14 protein-coding genes are annotated in these 15,334 nt (G+C 70.2%); 9 read left to right on the top strand and 5 right to left on the bottom strand.

All coding sequences use genetic code 11. The features are described 5' to 3' along the window. Positions 1–245: 245 nt before the first annotated feature. The 3 genes from JHL17_RS34835 to JHL17_RS34825 all read left to right on the top strand — a co-directional run bounded on the left by JHL17_RS34835 (position 246) and on the right by JHL17_RS34825 (position 3,697). Positions 246–1,820: a methyl-accepting chemotaxis protein gene (locus JHL17_RS34835; RefSeq protein WP_200199237.1), complete on the top strand. Its 1,575-nt coding sequence runs from the start codon at positions 246–248 to the stop codon at positions 1,818–1,820. A gap of 41 nt (positions 1,821–1,861) precedes the next feature. After that, positions 1,862–2,623, top strand: coding sequence for a 5-oxoprolinase subunit PxpA (locus tag JHL17_RS34830; protein ID WP_200199236.1), 762 nt, complete (start codon positions 1,862–1,864; stop codon positions 2,621–2,623). 309 nt (positions 2,624–2,932) lie between these two features. Continuing rightward, a complete protein-coding gene (locus tag JHL17_RS34825; RefSeq protein WP_345773940.1) occupies positions 2,933–3,697 on the top strand; it encodes a porin in 765 nt (254 codons plus the stop codon). Between the two features lie 82 nt (positions 3,698–3,779). Here JHL17_RS34825 and JHL17_RS34820 read toward each other — a convergent pair whose 3' ends face one another. Then, on the bottom strand, positions 3,780–4,463 hold the full coding sequence (locus JHL17_RS34820) for a hypothetical protein (protein WP_200199235.1): 684 nt from the start codon (positions 4,461–4,463) through the stop codon (positions 3,780–3,782). A gap of 110 nt (positions 4,464–4,573) precedes the next feature. Then, the gene (locus tag JHL17_RS34815; RefSeq protein ID WP_200199234.1) at positions 4,574–5,701 is read right to left on the bottom strand and encodes a cysteine desulfurase family protein; all 1,128 of its coding nucleotides are present in this window, start codon (positions 5,699–5,701) and stop codon (positions 4,574–4,576) included. Between the two features lie 249 nt (positions 5,702–5,950). Here JHL17_RS34815 and JHL17_RS34810 point away from each other — a divergent pair, with 249 nt between their 5' ends. From JHL17_RS34810 to JHL17_RS34800, 3 genes are all read left to right on the top strand, one after another. Continuing rightward, a complete protein-coding gene (locus JHL17_RS34810) occupies positions 5,951–6,583 on the top strand; it encodes a 3'-5' exonuclease (protein ID WP_200199233.1) in 633 nt (210 codons plus the stop codon). Positions 6,584–7,125: 542 nt separating this feature from the next. Further along, positions 7,126–7,368 (top strand): DUF4167 domain-containing protein, encoded by a 243-nt coding sequence (locus JHL17_RS34805; protein ID WP_200199232.1) that lies wholly within the window; start codon positions 7,126–7,128, stop codon positions 7,366–7,368. A gap of 83 nt (positions 7,369–7,451) precedes the next feature. After that, complete coding sequence (locus JHL17_RS34800; RefSeq protein ID WP_247894037.1) at positions 7,452–7,922, top strand: GNAT family N-acetyltransferase; 471 nt, start codon at positions 7,452–7,454, stop codon at positions 7,920–7,922. Positions 7,923–7,947: 25 nt separating this feature from the next. Here JHL17_RS34800 and JHL17_RS34795 read toward each other — a convergent pair whose 3' ends face one another. The 3 genes from JHL17_RS34795 to JHL17_RS34785 all read right to left on the bottom strand — a co-directional run bounded on the left by JHL17_RS34795 (position 7,948) and on the right by JHL17_RS34785 (position 12,365). Continuing rightward, the gene (locus tag JHL17_RS34795) at positions 7,948–8,589 is read right to left on the bottom strand and encodes an NUDIX hydrolase (RefSeq protein ID WP_200199230.1); all 642 of its coding nucleotides are present in this window, start codon (positions 8,587–8,589) and stop codon (positions 7,948–7,950) included. A 126-nt stretch (positions 8,590–8,715) separates the two neighbouring features. Beyond that, a complete protein-coding gene (locus JHL17_RS34790) occupies positions 8,716–10,080 on the bottom strand; it encodes a PQQ-dependent sugar dehydrogenase (RefSeq protein WP_200199229.1) in 1,365 nt (454 codons plus the stop codon). Between the two features lie 107 nt (positions 10,081–10,187). After that, a complete protein-coding gene (locus JHL17_RS34785; protein ID WP_247894036.1) occupies positions 10,188–12,365 on the bottom strand; it encodes an O-linked N-acetylglucosamine transferase, SPINDLY family protein in 2,178 nt (725 codons plus the stop codon). A 172-nt stretch (positions 12,366–12,537) separates the two neighbouring features. Between JHL17_RS34785 and lptF the strand changes: the two genes are divergently transcribed. From lptF to JHL17_RS37820, 3 genes are all read left to right on the top strand, one after another. After that, entirely contained in the window at positions 12,538–13,677 is a 1,140-nt protein-coding gene (gene lptF / locus JHL17_RS34780) for an LPS export ABC transporter permease LptF (RefSeq protein ID WP_200199227.1), read from the top strand. After that, positions 13,674–14,684, top strand: a complete 1,011-nt coding sequence (locus JHL17_RS34775) for a glycosyltransferase family 9 protein (protein ID WP_200199226.1) — start codon at positions 13,674–13,676, stop codon at positions 14,682–14,684. The genes lptF and JHL17_RS34775 overlap by 4 nt, the downstream gene beginning before the upstream one ends. Positions 14,685–14,771: 87 nt before the next feature. Beyond that, complete coding sequence (locus JHL17_RS37820; RefSeq protein WP_200199225.1) at positions 14,772–15,317, top strand: flagellar biosynthesis regulator FlaF; 546 nt, start codon at positions 14,772–14,774, stop codon at positions 15,315–15,317. Positions 15,318–15,334 lie beyond the last annotated feature (17 nt).

Genomic DNA, 15,334 nt, shown 5'->3' with positions numbered 1-15,334 from the left:
GAGACCGGAATTTTTTCGAGTCCTGTGGAGAAGCATCGGAAGTTTGGTTCACTTCCCATCGCCTTTTTCATCACGGGCTTTTCTCGGCCGTCATTCCCGCGAAGGCGGGAATCCAGACTTTGCAGGCATTTGCATTGGAAACTCTGGTTCCCCGCCTCCGCGGGGATGACGGCCGAGAAAGCCTCCGAAATTTCACAGCCTATGCTCCCCTTTACCGCCCCAACACCCACAATGGAGTGGACCTGATGCTGCAGCGTGTGGGCCGTACCCTTGCCATGCGTGTCGTCGTTCCCATCGCCCTGATGGTCACCATCATCAGCGCGACGGGCATTGCCGCCGTCGTCACCGTCAACCGCGAGGATGCCCGCACCGCGTTGGAGGACAGGGCGGCCGTCACCGTCCGCGTCATCGCCGGCGGTCTGGCGGAGCCGCTGTGGAACGTCGATGCCGAATCCGCCGCGGCCCAGCTCGCGGCCCTCACCAACGATCCCGACTATCTCGGCAGCCGGGTTCTCGATCCCAAGGGCGAGGTCTTCGCCAAGAGCGGCGACGTGTCGGATACCGACCCCACGGTGCTGGTCCGCAAGGCCGACATCCAGCGCAAGACCGGCGCCCGCCTCGACACGCTCGGCAGCGTGGAGATCCACCTGTCGCCCCGCCGGGCCGAGCTTCAGGCTGCCGAACGGGCATGGCTCCTGGCCGGCGGCGGTCTGGCGGCTCTGGTCGCACTGTGCGGCGTGCTGTTCCTGATGGTGCGCGGTGCCACCCGGCCCATCGTCCGGCTGACCGGGGTGATGACGCGGCTGGCGGCCGGCGACGGCGCGGTCGACGTGCCCTCGCTGGACCGCCGGGACGAGATCGGCCGCATGGCGGCCGCCGTCCAGGTCTTCAAGGAGCAGGGTGCGGCCAAGCAGCGGCTGGAGGCCGAGCAGATCGAGTTGCGCCGGCAGGCGGAGGCCGAGCGCTGCGCCGCCATCGCCGGGGTGGCCGACGATTTCGAACGGCGCGTCGGCAGCACCCTGGGCGAGGTGTTGCGTACCACCGACGGGATGGGGCTCGCCACCCGCAGCCTTGCCGGCGTGGCGGAACAGAACGGGGAGGTCAGCCGGCAGGCTGCCGGCAATGCCGCGTCGGTCAACGCCTCGGTCGACGGCATGGCCGCCGCGGTGGACGAACTGGTGGCCTCCATCCGCGAGATCTCGGCCCAGGCCCAGCATTCCCAATCGATCGCCGACGAGGCGTCGCGCCGCGCGTCGCGGGCCACCGATCAGGTTGCCGGGCTGGTCCAGGCCTCCGACCGGGTGTCGGCGGTGGTGACGCTGATCCATGCGATCGCCAAGCAGACCAATTTGCTGGCGCTGAACGCCACCATTGAGGCCGCCCGCGCCGGCGAGGCCGGCAAGGGCTTCGCCGTGGTGGCCGGCGAGGTGAAGGCGCTGGCGACCCAGACCGCCAAGGCGACCGAGGATATCGAGACGCAGATCCGCGCCATCCAGGGCTCCACCGGTTCGGCCGCCGAAGAGATCGTCGAGATCGCCCGCGTGGTGCACAGCCTCAGCCAGATCAGCGCCTCCATCGCCGCCGCGGTGGAGGAACAGAATGCGGCGACGGCGGAGATCGGCCGCGGCGTCAGCGAGGCGGCCCTGGGTGTCCGTGCCCTGCTCGGCGACGTCAACGCCACCTCCGTGGCGGCCAGCCAGACCGGCGACGCCTCCACCCAGCTGGACGGGGCGGCGGGGGTGCTGGCGGAGCAGATGGGCGCGATGCGCAGTGAGGTTGCCGGCTTCATCCATTCCCTGCGACAGTCGGATGCGGCGTGACGGCGCCCGGATCTTTTTTGAGAACGAACTGCGAGAGAGCCATGCCGAGCATCGATCTGAACTGTGACATGGGGGAGGGGTATGGCGCCTGGTCCATGGGCGACGACCGGGCGATGCTGGACATCGTCACCTCCGCCAACATCGCCTGCGGCTTCCATGCCGGCGATCCCACCATCATGGCCGACACCGCCCGGCTGGCGGGGGAGAAGGGGGTGCGCATCGGCGCCCATCCGGGTTTCGAGGACCGCCCCGGCTTCGGCCGCCGCGTCATGCGTGGCGTCACGACGACGGAGGTCGAGCGGCTGGTCGCCTATCAGGTCGGCGCGCTCCAGGCCTGCGCCGCCCTGTCGGGCCGGCGGGTAACCCATGTGAAGCCGCACGGCGCCCTCTACAACATGGCGGCGGTGGAGCCGGATCTGGCCGGCGCCATCGCCCGCGCGATCAAGGCGGTCGACCCCGCCCTGCTGTTCGTCGTCCCGCCGCTGAGCGCGATGGACCGGGCCGGACAGGAGGCCGGGCTGCGCGTCGCGCGCGAGGCCTTCGCCGACCGCACCTATGAGGATGACGGCACCTTGACGCCGCGCAGCGTGGCCGGATCGGTGATCCATGATCCGGATCTGGCCGCCGCGCGGGTGGTGCGGATGGTGCTGGACGGTGCGGTGGAGAGCCGCTACGGCACCCGACTGCCCATCGTCGCCGATACCATCTGCGTCCATGGCGACACCCCAACTGCGGTCGCCATGGCCGCCACCGTGCGCCGCGCGCTGGAGGCGGCCGGCGTTGCGGTGAAGGCGGTGGCGTGAGGGCGGGACCCGCCCCACCCTTGGCGCGATGGTCGTTTCCCCGACCGGCACCCGCGACGCGGAAGCCTGCCGGGGGAGAGGCCGGCAAGGCTTGATCGTCGTTCCCAAAATCCCCTGAAGACCGGCCCGAGTGCAGCGGCTTCGCGTATTTCGCGAAGCCGCAATCGTTTTTGCACCGCAATACGCAAGATTCGGGTCACAGTTTTGTCAGAATTTTAGACGAACATCCCTCAAACCTGAAAGGATACACAGGGCCGTATCGACCAGACGGACAGTCGACCATCGGCCAAACAGCACGAGGCTTGCCCTATGAGACGAGGAATTTCCATGCCTATTCTGGCGGCAATGGCGATTTTATCGGCAAGCAACGCGTCTGCGGACGTTCTATACCAAAAGGGTAGTTTTGCCGATCAGCGCCATTTCTTGGCTGTCGATGTCTCCTGGGGAGCGCTGGAGATCGGACAGGCCGACAGTGCCCGCAACCGACTGGTGGGGGTGGCGGATGTGTCGTCGTCGACCGGGGCGGGAAGCCGGACGGCGAAGCTGACCTACTACACCCCGCCGCTGCGTGGGTTCGAATTGGGCGCCAGCTACACGCCGATGCCGCGCGGCAACGGCGACATGCCCGATCCGCGCGAAGCGATGCATCTGGTGGAGGCGGCGGTGCGCAAGACCATCCAGATGGGCGGCATCAACACCCGCCTGTCCGCCGGCACCAGCCGGGCGCGGGTGCGCGGCGACAGCCGCCGGCTGCCGCGCCAGTCCTGGATCGTCGGCACCCAGTTCGAATGGCAGAACGTGACCCTGGACGGCGACCTGCGCCGGCAGGAGGAGGCGGACGGCGTCTCGGTCCGCAGCCTGAATGCGGCATTGGCCTATGGCCGCGGCGCCATGACCCTGTCCTTGCGGGCGCGGCGGACATTGCCGGAGAACGGCGCGGCCAGCGGCCATTACCTCGCCGATCTGGCCTACCACATCACCCCGCGCTGGCAGGTGGTGGCCGATACCGACATCGATACCGGCGCCGATTCCCTGGGCACGGTGATCAAGGTCGGTGCGCGGCTGGTTTTCTAGCGATCGGTGGCAGGATCGGACGACTGAGCCCGGGCAAGGGGATGGCGTCGCCATCCCCTCGCGGTGAGGAGGGGCGAACCGGTCAGTTCGCCGCGAAGCAGTAGAGCAGCCCGGCGCCGCCGGTGCCCTTCAGCGCATCCTGGCTGCAGCCGCCGCGCGAGGCGTGCGACGAGTTCCAGGACTTTGCCGGCGGCTCCTCGTTCAGGCCCATGCGGTCGTGATGGCCGAGCATGGCGGCACCCTCGGCGCCGCTTTTGGTCCAGTTGCCGCAGGTCATGTCCTGTCCGGCGGGGAAGGCGGTGCCGTCCGGCTGCGACCCGGTCAGGATGTCATGCGTGTTGGGCTGGTCGCCGCGGCCGTTGACCGTCCCGCCGGTCTCGGTCAAGGCGGTCTGCTTGGTCAGGGCGTTGGTGCCGTGCAGCTCCTCGACCGTGCGGGCGATCACCTCGCCCTTGGCGTTCTGCCAGGGGCCCTTCCCGATGCGGTCGCGGGCGTTGACCGCCGGCTGGCCGTCGGCGGCCTGGGTGCTGAGATAGGCATGCCACGTGCGGCTGCCGGCGCCGGCGGCCTGGGCCAGCCGCTGGCAATGCTGGTCGGCGCCGGCCAAGCCGCCGAGATCGGCCCCCTTGCCGGTGCCGGCGCTGGTGACGAAGAAGGTCATGGCGGACGGGCCGGCCTGCTGCGCCGACGCTGCGCCCGGCACAGCCATCAGGACGGCGGCCACCGCCGCGATCCGGAAGCTCGCCCGGAAGCTCGCAGTGATCATGGGTTTCCTCCCTTGTCGTGGTTCTGCCGCCGGGACGGACCGTGCCGGCGGAGCCAGTTGGACGTAGACGCTCCGGCGGGGCGATTCATTCCCACGGCATCGCCGTCTCCTTAGGACGACGGCATCGCCGAGCCCAGCACGGACGCCAGCCGGTCCGCCGCCTCGTCGACCTCCGCCGCCGTCGTGCCGCGGCCGAGCCCGAAGCGCAGGCTGGCATGCGCATCCGCCGCCGACAGGCCCAGCGCCAGCAGCACATGCGAGGGCTCCCCGGCTCCGCTGTGGCAGGCGGAACCGGTGGCGATCGCCAGCTCCGGCAGATCCAGCAGCCGGTCGGCGGCGTCGATGCCGGGAATCGTGACGTTCAGGCAGCCGGCCAAGCCCTCCGCCCCGCCGTTGCGGCGGATGCCGGGCAGGCGGCTTTGCAGCCGCTGCCACAGACGGTCGCGCAACCGGCCGATCCGCTGCGCATCCTCGTCCCGGCGCATCCGTGCCAGTCGGCAGGCGGTGCCCAGCCCGACGCAGAGCGGCGTCGGCAGCGTCCCGCCCCGCAGCCCGCGCTGCTGCCCGCCGCCGGGGGAGGCGGGCACCGGCCGGAAGTCCCGGCGGACGATCAGGGCGCCGATTCCCATCGGCCCATACAGCTTGTGCCCCGACAGGCTGAGCCCCTGCAGGCCGATCGCCGCCATGTCGAGGGCGCGCGTCCCCAGGGCCTGCACCGCATCGCTGTGCATCGCTGCGCCATGGCGCGCCGCGACGGCCGCCAGCTCGGCCAGCGGCTCGACCGTTCCGACCTCGTTGTTGGCGGCCATCACCGACACCAGCGCCGGCCCCGGCAACCCGCTCAAGGCGGTATCGAGGGCAGCGGGATCGACCCGCCCCATGCAGTCCACCGGCAGGACGGCCAGCGGATGGCCGCGCCGCCGCAATTCGGGCAGGCAGCCCAGCACGCTGGCATGCTCCACCGCCGAGACGACGCAGCCGCCGCCCGCCGGCACGCCGCCCAGCAGGGCCAGCGTGTTCGCCTCGGTGGCGCCGGAGGTGAAGACCACCTCGCCCGGCTGGACGCCGACCAGGGCCGCGACCTCGGCCCGCGCCTGGTCGATGGCGTCGGCGGCGCGCCAGCCCGCCGGATGGGCGGCATGCGGGTTGCCGGCCGCATCGGGCCGCATCCAGGGCAGCATCGCCTCCAGCACCAGCGGGTCGAGCGGCGTCGAGGCCAGATGGTCGAGATAGATCATGGCGCAGTATCGCGCCATCGGCCGCGGAAGGGGAGGGGAAGCTGGCTCTCCCGCCGCCATCCGGGGCGATCGCAGTCGAAATGCGGATTCGCGGATCGGGTGGATGCGCGGCGTGGAGTCGAGGCCGGAGGCGATGTCGCGAAGGGCGACCGGCGCTTTCGCCATGCTACTCTGGGCGGCATGACGGAGCGTTGTCCTTGTTTCACATCCGTGCCACAGGTGGCTCCACCGATGAAGGATTGGATTTCAATGAGCATGCAGCCATGGGAAGGCCGTGACCGGCTGGTCGCGATCGACATCGAGACGACCGGGCGGCGCCTGCCGAGCCTGCAGGACATCCGTAAGGCGCCCAAGGGCCTGCGTCAGCCCGGCATCATCATCGAAATCGGGTGTCTTGAGCTCCTCCGTGAGGGCGATGCCTGGAGGAAAGCGCGCAGCTGGGAGACGCGGGTCAACCCCGACGCCCCTCTTCATCCCGACGCCATCAAGGTGCACGGCATCAAGCCCGCCGACCTGAAGGCGGCGCCCCGTTTTCCCGAGGTCGCCGACACGCTTCTCGCCTTTCTGGGCGAGGATCGTCTGGTGGCGCATGCCTATGAGAACGAGATGGACTTCCTGAACTACGAGTTCGCGCGTTGCGGACGCGCCGCGTGGGGGGCCGACACGTTCTCGGCGGACCGGTTCATCTGTACCAAGGAGATGTCGCACGAGGTCTTCCCCGGCGCGTCCGGCTCGCTCGATGCGCTGTGTGATCGGCTGTGGCTCGACCGGAGCGATCGCTTCGCCCATCATGGCGCGCTGCTCGACGCAGACCTGACGGCTGACGCCTTCGTCAAAATGGCGTTGGGAGATACCGGACCGCGCGACGCCGTGTATGAGTGAGGCACCGCGCCGGGCATTCGGAAATCGTGCCATGCGCTTTTGACGGGCGGAAGCCGTCTGCGAAGCCGGGGCATTCAGCGACCGCCAGGTCCAGGGCGACATGATCGCGGTTCGGCTCACGTCGGACCTGCGCGTCGCCCTGATTCCCTCGGTCCGCCGCATTCTCGACGTCGGTCGGCACGTCGGCGGATGTCGGCGCCCTTGCAGGGTAACGAAGTCAGGTTAGCGGTAAGCGACGTAAGGCCCTCTCTCCCACGGGGAGGGTGAGGGGGCCGGCGCGCTTTGCGCGCCGCCAAGGGGCATACTGCCCCTTGGCAATCCCCTGGCACGGGCGTTCCGCCCGCGCTGCCCCCTCACCCAACCCTCTCCCCAGGGGGGAGAGGGCTTATAGGCGCCCTTCTTAACCTGACTTCGGAGCCCCGGGCGCCCTTGCGGCACCGCCGCCACGCTGTATTATTTTCGCGCATCCTGGCGATGTGCAGCGTAGACTTTGTCGGGTCAAAGGATGACCCTCCACTCTTTCAAGGAAACCGGTAGGCCCAATGCCACCCTCCAGGCCCCGCGTCCCAGTGTCGCGACCGAATTTCAGCAAGTCCCGCCCCAGTGCCGCCGCATCGACCGGGGTTCGGCCGGCACCCGCCCGGGTGAACGGATCGGCGCTTCAAAAACAGACCCAATGGCTCGCCCGCGCCGTCGATGCCGAACGCGCCGGCGACGGCGTGGAAGCGGAACTCTGCCGGCAATATGCCGAGCATTGGTTCCGCGTCTCACGCGGGCAGGATTGAAACCGAGGCGTTGCGAAAAGGAGCACCGGGGCGACCCCCGGCGTCCTTGGTGGATGGAGACCGGACCAGGAAGGAAGAGGGCGTTGGAGGTTTCGGTGCGGCTTGCACATCGCGACGATGCTGCAAGCATCAGCCGCCTCGTCATCTCGTCGCTTCGCGAAACGAACGCCAAAGATTATTCCGAGGCCGTGATCCGGCGTGTCGAACGGAATTTCGGTCCGGAGGCGGTGCTTGAATTCATCGATCGGCGGCTCGTGTTCGTTGCCGTCATCGGAGTCGAGATCGTCGGCACCGCGAGCCTGGACGGGCATGTCGTCCGGACGGTGTTCATCGACCCGGCATGCCAGAACCGAGGCATCGGACGAAGCCTGATGGCCGAGATCGAACGCGTGGCGATCCGGAAGGGCGTCACGACGCTGACGGTGCCGTCGTCCGTCACGGCGGAGCCATTCTATGCCAAGCTCGGTTTCACTGCCGTCCGGGATGCATACCATGGCGAGGAACGCACGATTGTCATGGAGCGTCCGCTCCCGGCTGCCGGACCGCAGCGGTAGGCGTCGGACGCGATGCGCAGGCTGATCAGTCGAAGTCCGTCGGCAGCCGCGGATCCCGCCAGTGCTGGAACAGGCGTGCGATCTGAAATGGCAGCACGCGGCTGACGGAGAGTTCGGCTTCCGGGACATCCTCCTGCGCGAAGAACGCCGCAGCGCCCGTTTCATGCCCGTCCCCGCGCGCGTCCGCCGCGGTGCCGGCCAGATCGCAGGTGAAGAACATCTTGTAGATATGGAAGGGATAGGGCGGCTGGTGGGCATGACGGGCCCGGTCGTAGACGCATGCCAGCTTACGTACCCGCACCGCGAGTCCGGCCTCCTCCAGCACCTCGCGCGCGACGCATTCGCTCGGCGTCTGGTTGACGTCGGCCCAGCCGCCGGGAAGGGTCCAGCGGCCACCATCCGCCAGTTCGCGGACCAGCAGGATGCGGCCCGCGGGATCGAACACCGCCCCACGCACATCCACCTTGGGCGTGGCGTAGCCCGCCTGATCCGCGAAGAGCGCTTCGATCCGGGCCGGATCGCCGCCGGAACGCGCGGCCATCATCTCTGCGGCCAGCAACCGCAGGTCTTCGTACCGCTCGCGGTCGTAGGCATCCCTGGTGAAGGCGAGGCCGGATTGCGCCAGTGCCTGAACCCGGCGAGCCCAAACCAACCAATCCGGTTCCATCCCGCACTCCGCGACGTCCCTGAACAGAAGGGTTCGGGTGACTATGGGGACAGCCGGCCAGGGCCGCAATCCTGGCCTCGGCCATCGGCTTCAGGGCCTATCCTCCCCTTAGCCGCAGCCCTATCGTCACTGCTTCGGCTGGTCCGGCCGCTCGGCGGATTGGGCGGTGCTGCCGACGCCGACGCGCCAGATGGCGTTGCCGACATCGTCGGCGACCAGCAGGGCGCCCTTGCCGTCCAGAGTAACGCCGACCGGGCGCCCCTGTGCCTTGCCGTCCTTGTCGAGGAAGCCGGTCAGCACGTCGACCGGCTCACCCGACGGCTTGCCGTTCTGGAAGGGAACGAAGATCACCTTGTAGCCGCTGGCCGGCTCCCGGTTCCACGACCCGTGCTGGCCGACGAAGGCGCCCTGCTGCAAAGTCTGCGGCAAAGCGCCCTGCCGCGAGAAGGTCAGGCCGAGCGAGGCGGTGTGCGGCCCCAGCGCATAGTCGGGCGGGATCGCCTTGGCGACGAGGTCGGGGCGCTGCGGCTCCACCCGCTGGTCGATATGCTGCCCGTAATAGCTGTAGGGCCAGCCGTAGAAGCCGCCGTCCTTCACCGAGGTCATGTAGTCGGGGACGAGGTCGCTGCCGATCTCGTCGCGCTCGTTCACCGCGGTCCACAGCGCACCGGTCGTCGGCTCCCAATCCATGCCGTTCGGGTTGCGCAGGCCGGAGGCGAAGATGCGGTGGGCGCCGGTCTTCAGGTCGATTTCCCAGATGGCGGCGCGGCCCTGTTCCGCCTCCATCCCGTTCTCGCCGACATTGCTGTTGGAGCCGACGGTGGCATAGAGCTTGCTGCCGTCGCGGCTGGCGATGATGTTCTTGGTCCAATGATGGTTGATCGGCCCGCCCGGCAGGTCGACGACCTTCGCCGGCTTGGCGGTGATCCGGGTGTCGCCCTGTTTGTAGGGCACCTTCACCACCGCGTCGGTGTCGGCGATGTAGAGGTCGCCGCCGACAAGCGCCATGCCGAAGGGGGAGTTCAGCCCCTCCAGGAACGGTTCGCGGATATCGGCCTTGCCGTCGCCGTCGCTGTCGCGCAGCAGGGTGATGCGGTTGGCGCTGGGCGTTTTGGCCCCGGCCTTGCCCATCACCAGACCCATGACCCAGCCCTTGATGCCCTTGCCGTCCTCCGGCTTCGGCGGCGCGTTGGTCTCCGCCACCAGCACGTCGCCGTTGGGCAGCGCCAGCATCCAGCGCGGATGGTCCAGCCCGGTGGCGAAGGGGGTGAGGCTCAGCCCCTGGGCCGCCACCGGCTGCGCGCCCTGCGGCCAGCCGATGGCGTCGGCGATGTTGACCGTCGGGATCAGCGAGGATTTCGGCGCCGGTAGCGTCGGGTTGGGGCCGGTGCCGGCCGACACCGGCAGCGACGCCTGATCGCCGCAGCCGGCGAGCGACAGGACGGCGACAGTCGCGGAGAGCAGGAAGGCAAGCCGAGTGGAGCTGTGCATGCGCCGAATTCCCGCGTCTATGGGCGTGGAGGAGGTACCCAAGGCTCAACGCCGACGCGTTCGGGTTGGTTCCGCCGCAGTGTTCGCCGCAGTGTTCGCCGCAATGTTCAGTGCGGGGCCGTCAACGCCCGCAGTTCCCCTGCCAGGGCGGCGGCGAGCCGTTCGCCGTCGCACAGCGGCCCGCCGGCCATGCGGCTCCGCAAGCTCCGGCGCAGCTCCGCCAGCCGCCGCGGGGCGGACGCCCAGGCGATGGCGCGCTCCACATAATCGGCCGGGTCGGCGGCGACGCAGCCCTCCACCCCCGCCACGGTCAGGAAGGCCAGGGAATGGCGGCTGGAGAAGGTCTCCCCCGGCAGGGTGACGACCGGCACGCCCATCCACATCGTCTCCAGCGTCGTGGTGCTGCCGGAGAAGGGGAAGGGGTCGAGCGCCACGTCGACCGACGCGCACCGGCGCATATGCTCCAGGCTGCCGGTGGCGCCGACCATGGTCACGCGGTCCGGCGCGATGCCGGCGGCGGCCAGCCGGCCGCGCCAGAGTTCGGCGGTGACCGGACAGGACAGGGCCTTGGTCTTCATCAGCAGGCGCGAGTCCGGCATCCGGCGCAGGATCGCCGCCCAGGCGGCCAGGACGTCGTCGTTCAGCTTGGTCAGGATGTTGAAGCTGCCGAAGGTGACCGGGGCGCCGGACAGGCTGGGTGGCGGGGTCAGCGGCAGCTCGCCGTCGTCGCCCGGCGGATCGTAGGCGATGAAGGCGTCGGGCATGCGCAGGACCCGTTCGCCGTAGAAGGCCTCCATCCCGTCCGGCACATGGTGGTGGTCGGCGACCAGCGCATCCATGGCGGCCAAGCCGGTGGTCGCCATATAGCCCGCCCATGCCACCTGCAGCGGTGCCGGCTTGCGCGCGAAGACGCCGGGCCGGCCGCGGGCGTTGTGGCCGGCGAGATCGATCAGCACGTCGGGTCGGTCATGGCGGATCCGGGCCGCCACCTCCTCGTCCGTCAGGCCGGCGACCGGGGTCCAGCGCGCCGCCGCCCTGCGGAAGCGGGCGGTCACGTCGTCGGCTTCGGTCTGGTTGGCGTAGAGCAGCAGCCGGACGTCCCGGCCGGGCAGCGCCTCCACCGTGCGGACGGCGAACAGCCCGGCCGGGTGGCGGCGGAAATCGCCGGACAGGATGGCGACGGTGAGCGGCCCCGTGGCGGCCGGCGCCGCGCCGGGCTTCGCCCTGGGTTTCACCCAACGCCCACGGTGCGGCGCGCCGTGGACGGCGTCCCAGCCGCGATGCGCCTCCAGCGCCGCCGCCGCCGTCACTCCCGGCCGGAACAGCCGGAGATAGGCGAGGTTCGAACGCACGTCGGCCAGCGACGGATCGATCCGCAGCGCCCGCCGGTTCCCGGCCTCCGCCGCGTCGAGAAGTCCCTGGCCCTGCCGGACCAGGGCGAGGTTGGCATGCGCCTCCGCCAGCGCCGGGTTCCAGGCCAGTGCCGCGCCATAGGCGTCGGCCGCGGCGCCCAGCCGGTCGGCGCGCTGGCGCACCTCGCCCAGTCGCAGCAGGCACTCGGCGAGGTCCGGTCGGGCGGATACCGCATGGCGGGCGGCACGCTCCGCGCCGTCGCGGTCGCCCAGCGCCAGCCGGGCCGCGGCCAGATTGGACAGGGCCGGCGCATGGTCGGGACGGAGCGCCAGCGCGCGGGCGAGATCCGCCGCCGCTTCCCGCGGCCGGTCCAGCGCCAGCAGCAGCGCGCCGCGGTTGGCATGGGCCTCGACGAAGCCCGGATCGTCGGCCAGGGCGGCACGGTAGGCGTCGTCGGCCTCCGCCCGCCGGCCCAGGGCCGCCAGCACGTTGCCGAGGTTGAAGCGGGCGCGGGCATAACCGGGCCGTCGCGCCGCCGCCTGCCGGAAGGCGGTCGCCGCCTCCTCCAGCCGGCCATGCGCCTCCAGCGCATTGCCCAGATTGTACAGCGCCTGGGCGAATTCCGGCCGCAGCCGGACCGCCTGACGGTGGGCGGCGACCGCCTCCTCCAGCCGGCCGAGCGCCTTCAGCGCACTGCCGAGATTGTCGTGATAGTCGGCGACCCGATGGTTGTGCTGGATGGCGCCGCGGATCAGCGGGACGGCGCGTTCCGGCTGGCCGGACTGGAGATGGACCACGCCCAGCAGATGGGCGGCGTCGGCATGGCCCGGCAGGGCGTCCAGCACGGCATGGTACAGCGCCGCCGCCTCGGCGAGCCGGCCGGCCTGGTGATGCGCCAACGCGGCAGCCATCGCTTCCTGGATCGTCGCCATGACGACCGTCATACCGGTTGGTGGGCGGCGGCGCCAGCGCTTTCCCGGACGGATATCGGCGGTTTCTTGGAGGGGCGAGGCACCCCGTGCTGGTACCGCCGGTTTTCAATGCTTGACCCGGCGGTCCGGGGCGGTCAGCTTGCCGCGCGTATACAGCCCCCGGCCGATTTCCATGAACCGACTGCAACGGTACCTGTTCCGCAACCTGCTGATCGCCACGCTCTATTCGACGGCCGGCCTGACGCTGACCATCTGGCTCAGCCAGTCGCTGCGCCTGATCGAGATCGTGGTCAGCGCCGGCGCGCCGATGGGCATGTTCCTGTGGCTGCTGCTGCTCACCGTGCCCACCTTCCTCGGCATCGTGCTGCCGCTGGCGCTGGTTGGGGCCATCCTGTTCACCTACAACAAGATGGCGACCGACAGCGAGCTGGTGGTGATGCGGGCGGCGGGGGTCGGGCCCTTCTCGCTGTCGAAGCCGGCGCTGGTCCTGGCGGTGGCGGTGACGGTCGTCGTCTTCACGCTGAACGTCTGGATCACCCCGGCCGCCCACCGCGAGCTGGTGCGGATGGAATACACCGTGCGCAGCGATTATTCGCAGCTGTTCCTGCGCGAAGGCGTGTTCAACGAGGTCGGCGAGCGCTTCAGCGTTTTCCTGCGCGACCGCGATTCCGACGGCAACCTGCACAAGGTGCTGATCCATGACGGCCGCCAGCCGGACAAGCCGGTGACGATCATGGGCGACCGCGCGGTGATGCAGACCGGGCCGGACGGCACGCGCTTCGTCGTCTACGACGGCAACCGGCAGGAGCTGGACCGTAAGACCAACCGGCTGTCGCAGTTGTTCTTCGACCGTTATGCGGTGGACCTGAAGGCGGTGGCGCCCCAGGCGGCGGAGCGCTGGCCCGACGCCCGTGAACGCACCACGGCGGAGCTGATGGACGGCAACGTTCCCGCCCAGGACGACCGCATGCGCCGCGGCCTGATCGCCGAGTTGCACCATCGTTTCTCCTCGCCGCTGCTGGCATTGTCCTATGCGCTGGTCGCGCTGGCGGCCCTGCTGTCGGGAGAGTTCAACCGGCGCGGCCAATCCTCCCGCGTCACCATCGCCGTGCTGCTGGTGATGGGGCTGCAGTCGGCGGCGTTGGGCCTGACCAGCCTCGCCGGCAAGGCGACGGTGTTCGTGCCGCTGATGTACGCCATGCCGCTGCTGGTCTTGCTGCCGGCCCTGTGGGTGATGTCGCGGGGCCTGAGCCTGCGGCCCGGCCGCCGGCAGGGGGCTCCGGACGCCGCCGCCGCCGGGCGGGCCTCATGAGCCGCATCCTCTTCATCACCTCCAACCGGCTGGGCGACGCCGTGCTGTCGACCGGGCTGCTCGGCCATCTGACCGAGGCCCATCCCGACGCGCGGCTGACCATCGCCTGCGGACCGCTTCCGGCGCCGCTGTTCCGGTCGGTGCCGGGGCTGGAACGGCTGATCCCGCTGGCGAAGCGGTCCTATGCGCGGCACTGGCTGCGGCTGTGGCTGGACTGCGTGGCGACGCGCTGGGATCTGGTGGTCGACCTCCGCAACTCGGCGGTCGGGCGGCTGGTGCCGGCGCGCCGCCGCGCCTTCCATGCCAAGGCGGCCCGCCCGATGCACAAGGTGGAGGAGAATGCCGCCGTGCTTGGCCTGGCGCCGCCGCCGGCCCCCCGCCTGTGGATCGATGAGGCCGCGAGGCGACAGGCCGACGCCCTCATCCCCGCCGGAACCGAATCCTTCCTCGCCATCGGCCCGACGGCCAATTGGCTGGGCAAGGAATGGCCGGCCGACCGTTTCGCCCGGCTGGCCCTGCGGCTGACCCGCGACGGCGGGCCGCTGGCGGGTGCGCGGGTGGCGGTGCTGGCAGCCGGGCCGGAACGGGACCGGGCGCGCCCGGTGCTGGACGCGCTGGGGCCGCGCGCCATCGACCTGACCGGCCGCACCGACCCGATGGCCGCCGCCGCCTGCCTGGAGCGGGCAGCGCTCTATGTCGGCAACGACAGCGGGCTGATGCACATCGCCGCGGCGGCCGGGGTGCCGACCGTCGGGCTGTTCGGCCCCGGCTATCCCGCCATCTACGGCCCCTGGGGGCCGCATGGGCGAGTGGTGACCGGCGACATTCCCCAGGCGGAGTTGCTGGCCCGGGTCGCCGCCGACCCCGATGCCCGAGGCCTGATGGACGGCATCGGCGAGGATCGGGTGGCCGAGGCGGCCGAGGCGCTCCTGTCCGAAACGCATAGAACTTGTGACCAGTTTGCGTCAGGGTCCACCGCAGCTGCCGAACTACCCCCGTCGCGTTGACAAAGCCGGCCGGATAACCGACACTTCCGGGACGAAGCAAAGGGGCAGGTCCGCCCCACCGGATGGGTTTTCCCCCGAGGGTTTGGAATGAAGCCGACTCCCACCTATGCCAACAAGCCGACCTCGGACAATCCGCGCGATGTCGAGGCGTGGGCCCTGGCGGAAGCGGCACGCCGCATGATCGCCGCCAGCCATGCCAAGGACGAAAAGGCCTTCCGTGAAGCTCTTCAGCTGAACCAGCGCCTGTGGACCATCTTCCAGGCGGCGATCACCGAAGAGGATTGCGGCCATCCGCCGGAAGTCCGGACCAACATCGCGGCCTTGTCGCTGCTGGTCGACCGCGAAACGACCAACCGTCTGATCGACCTCGATTTCGGCAAGATCGACATGCTGGTCAACGTCAACCGCAACGTCGCCAGCGGCCTGACCGCGCAGGGCGAGTTCATCGCCGCCCAGCAGGCGACCCAGCCGCATCCGGGTACCCCGCAGACCGCGGCTCCCCAGGCTCCGACCGCCGGCGCCTCCGCCCCGGGCCAGCCGCCCGCCGGCATGCGCCCGGCCGTGCCGCCGCGCCCGATGACCGCTCCCGACGCCGCGCCGGTCAACCGCGAATCCCTGCGCATCTCGATCTGACCGGCGTCGGACTGGAC

The organism is Azospirillum endophyticum, from assembly GCF_016595245.1.
Classification (GTDB): Bacteria; Pseudomonadota; Alphaproteobacteria; order Azospirillales; family Azospirillaceae; genus Azospirillum; species Azospirillum endophyticum.
This window is presented reverse-complemented; position numbering and strand designations above follow the sequence as displayed.

Coding starts and splice junctions, on each gene's coding strand:
- JHL17_RS34835 (WP_200199237.1), top strand. CDS start 246: ATGCTGCAGCGTGTGGGCCGTACCCTTGCCATGCGTGTCGTCGTTCCC.
- JHL17_RS34830 (WP_200199236.1), top strand. CDS start 1,862: ATGCCGAGCATCGATCTGAACTGTGACATGGGGGAGGGGTATGGCGCC.
- JHL17_RS34825 (WP_345773940.1), top strand. CDS start 2,933: ATGAGACGAGGAATTTCCATGCCTATTCTGGCGGCAATGGCGATTTTA.
- JHL17_RS34820 (WP_200199235.1), bottom strand. CDS start 4,463: ATGATCACTGCGAGCTTCCGGGCGAGCTTCCGGATCGCGGCGGTGGCC.
- JHL17_RS34815 (WP_200199234.1), bottom strand. CDS start 5,701: ATGATCTATCTCGACCATCTGGCCTCGACGCCGCTCGACCCGCTGGTG.
- JHL17_RS34810 (WP_200199233.1), top strand. CDS start 5,951: ATGAGCATGCAGCCATGGGAAGGCCGTGACCGGCTGGTCGCGATCGAC.
- JHL17_RS34805 (WP_200199232.1), top strand. CDS start 7,126: ATGCCACCCTCCAGGCCCCGCGTCCCAGTGTCGCGACCGAATTTCAGC.
- JHL17_RS34795 (WP_200199230.1), bottom strand. CDS start 8,589: ATGGAACCGGATTGGTTGGTTTGGGCTCGCCGGGTTCAGGCACTGGCG.
- JHL17_RS34790 (WP_200199229.1), bottom strand. CDS start 10,080: ATGCACAGCTCCACTCGGCTTGCCTTCCTGCTCTCCGCGACTGTCGCC.
- JHL17_RS34785 (WP_247894036.1), bottom strand. CDS start 12,365: ATGGCGACGATCCAGGAAGCGATGGCTGCCGCGTTGGCGCATCACCAG.
- lptF (WP_200199227.1), top strand. CDS start 12,538: ATGAACCGACTGCAACGGTACCTGTTCCGCAACCTGCTGATCGCCACG.
- JHL17_RS34775 (WP_200199226.1), top strand. CDS start 13,674: ATGAGCCGCATCCTCTTCATCACCTCCAACCGGCTGGGCGACGCCGTG.
- JHL17_RS37820 (WP_200199225.1), top strand. CDS start 14,772: ATGAAGCCGACTCCCACCTATGCCAACAAGCCGACCTCGGACAATCCG.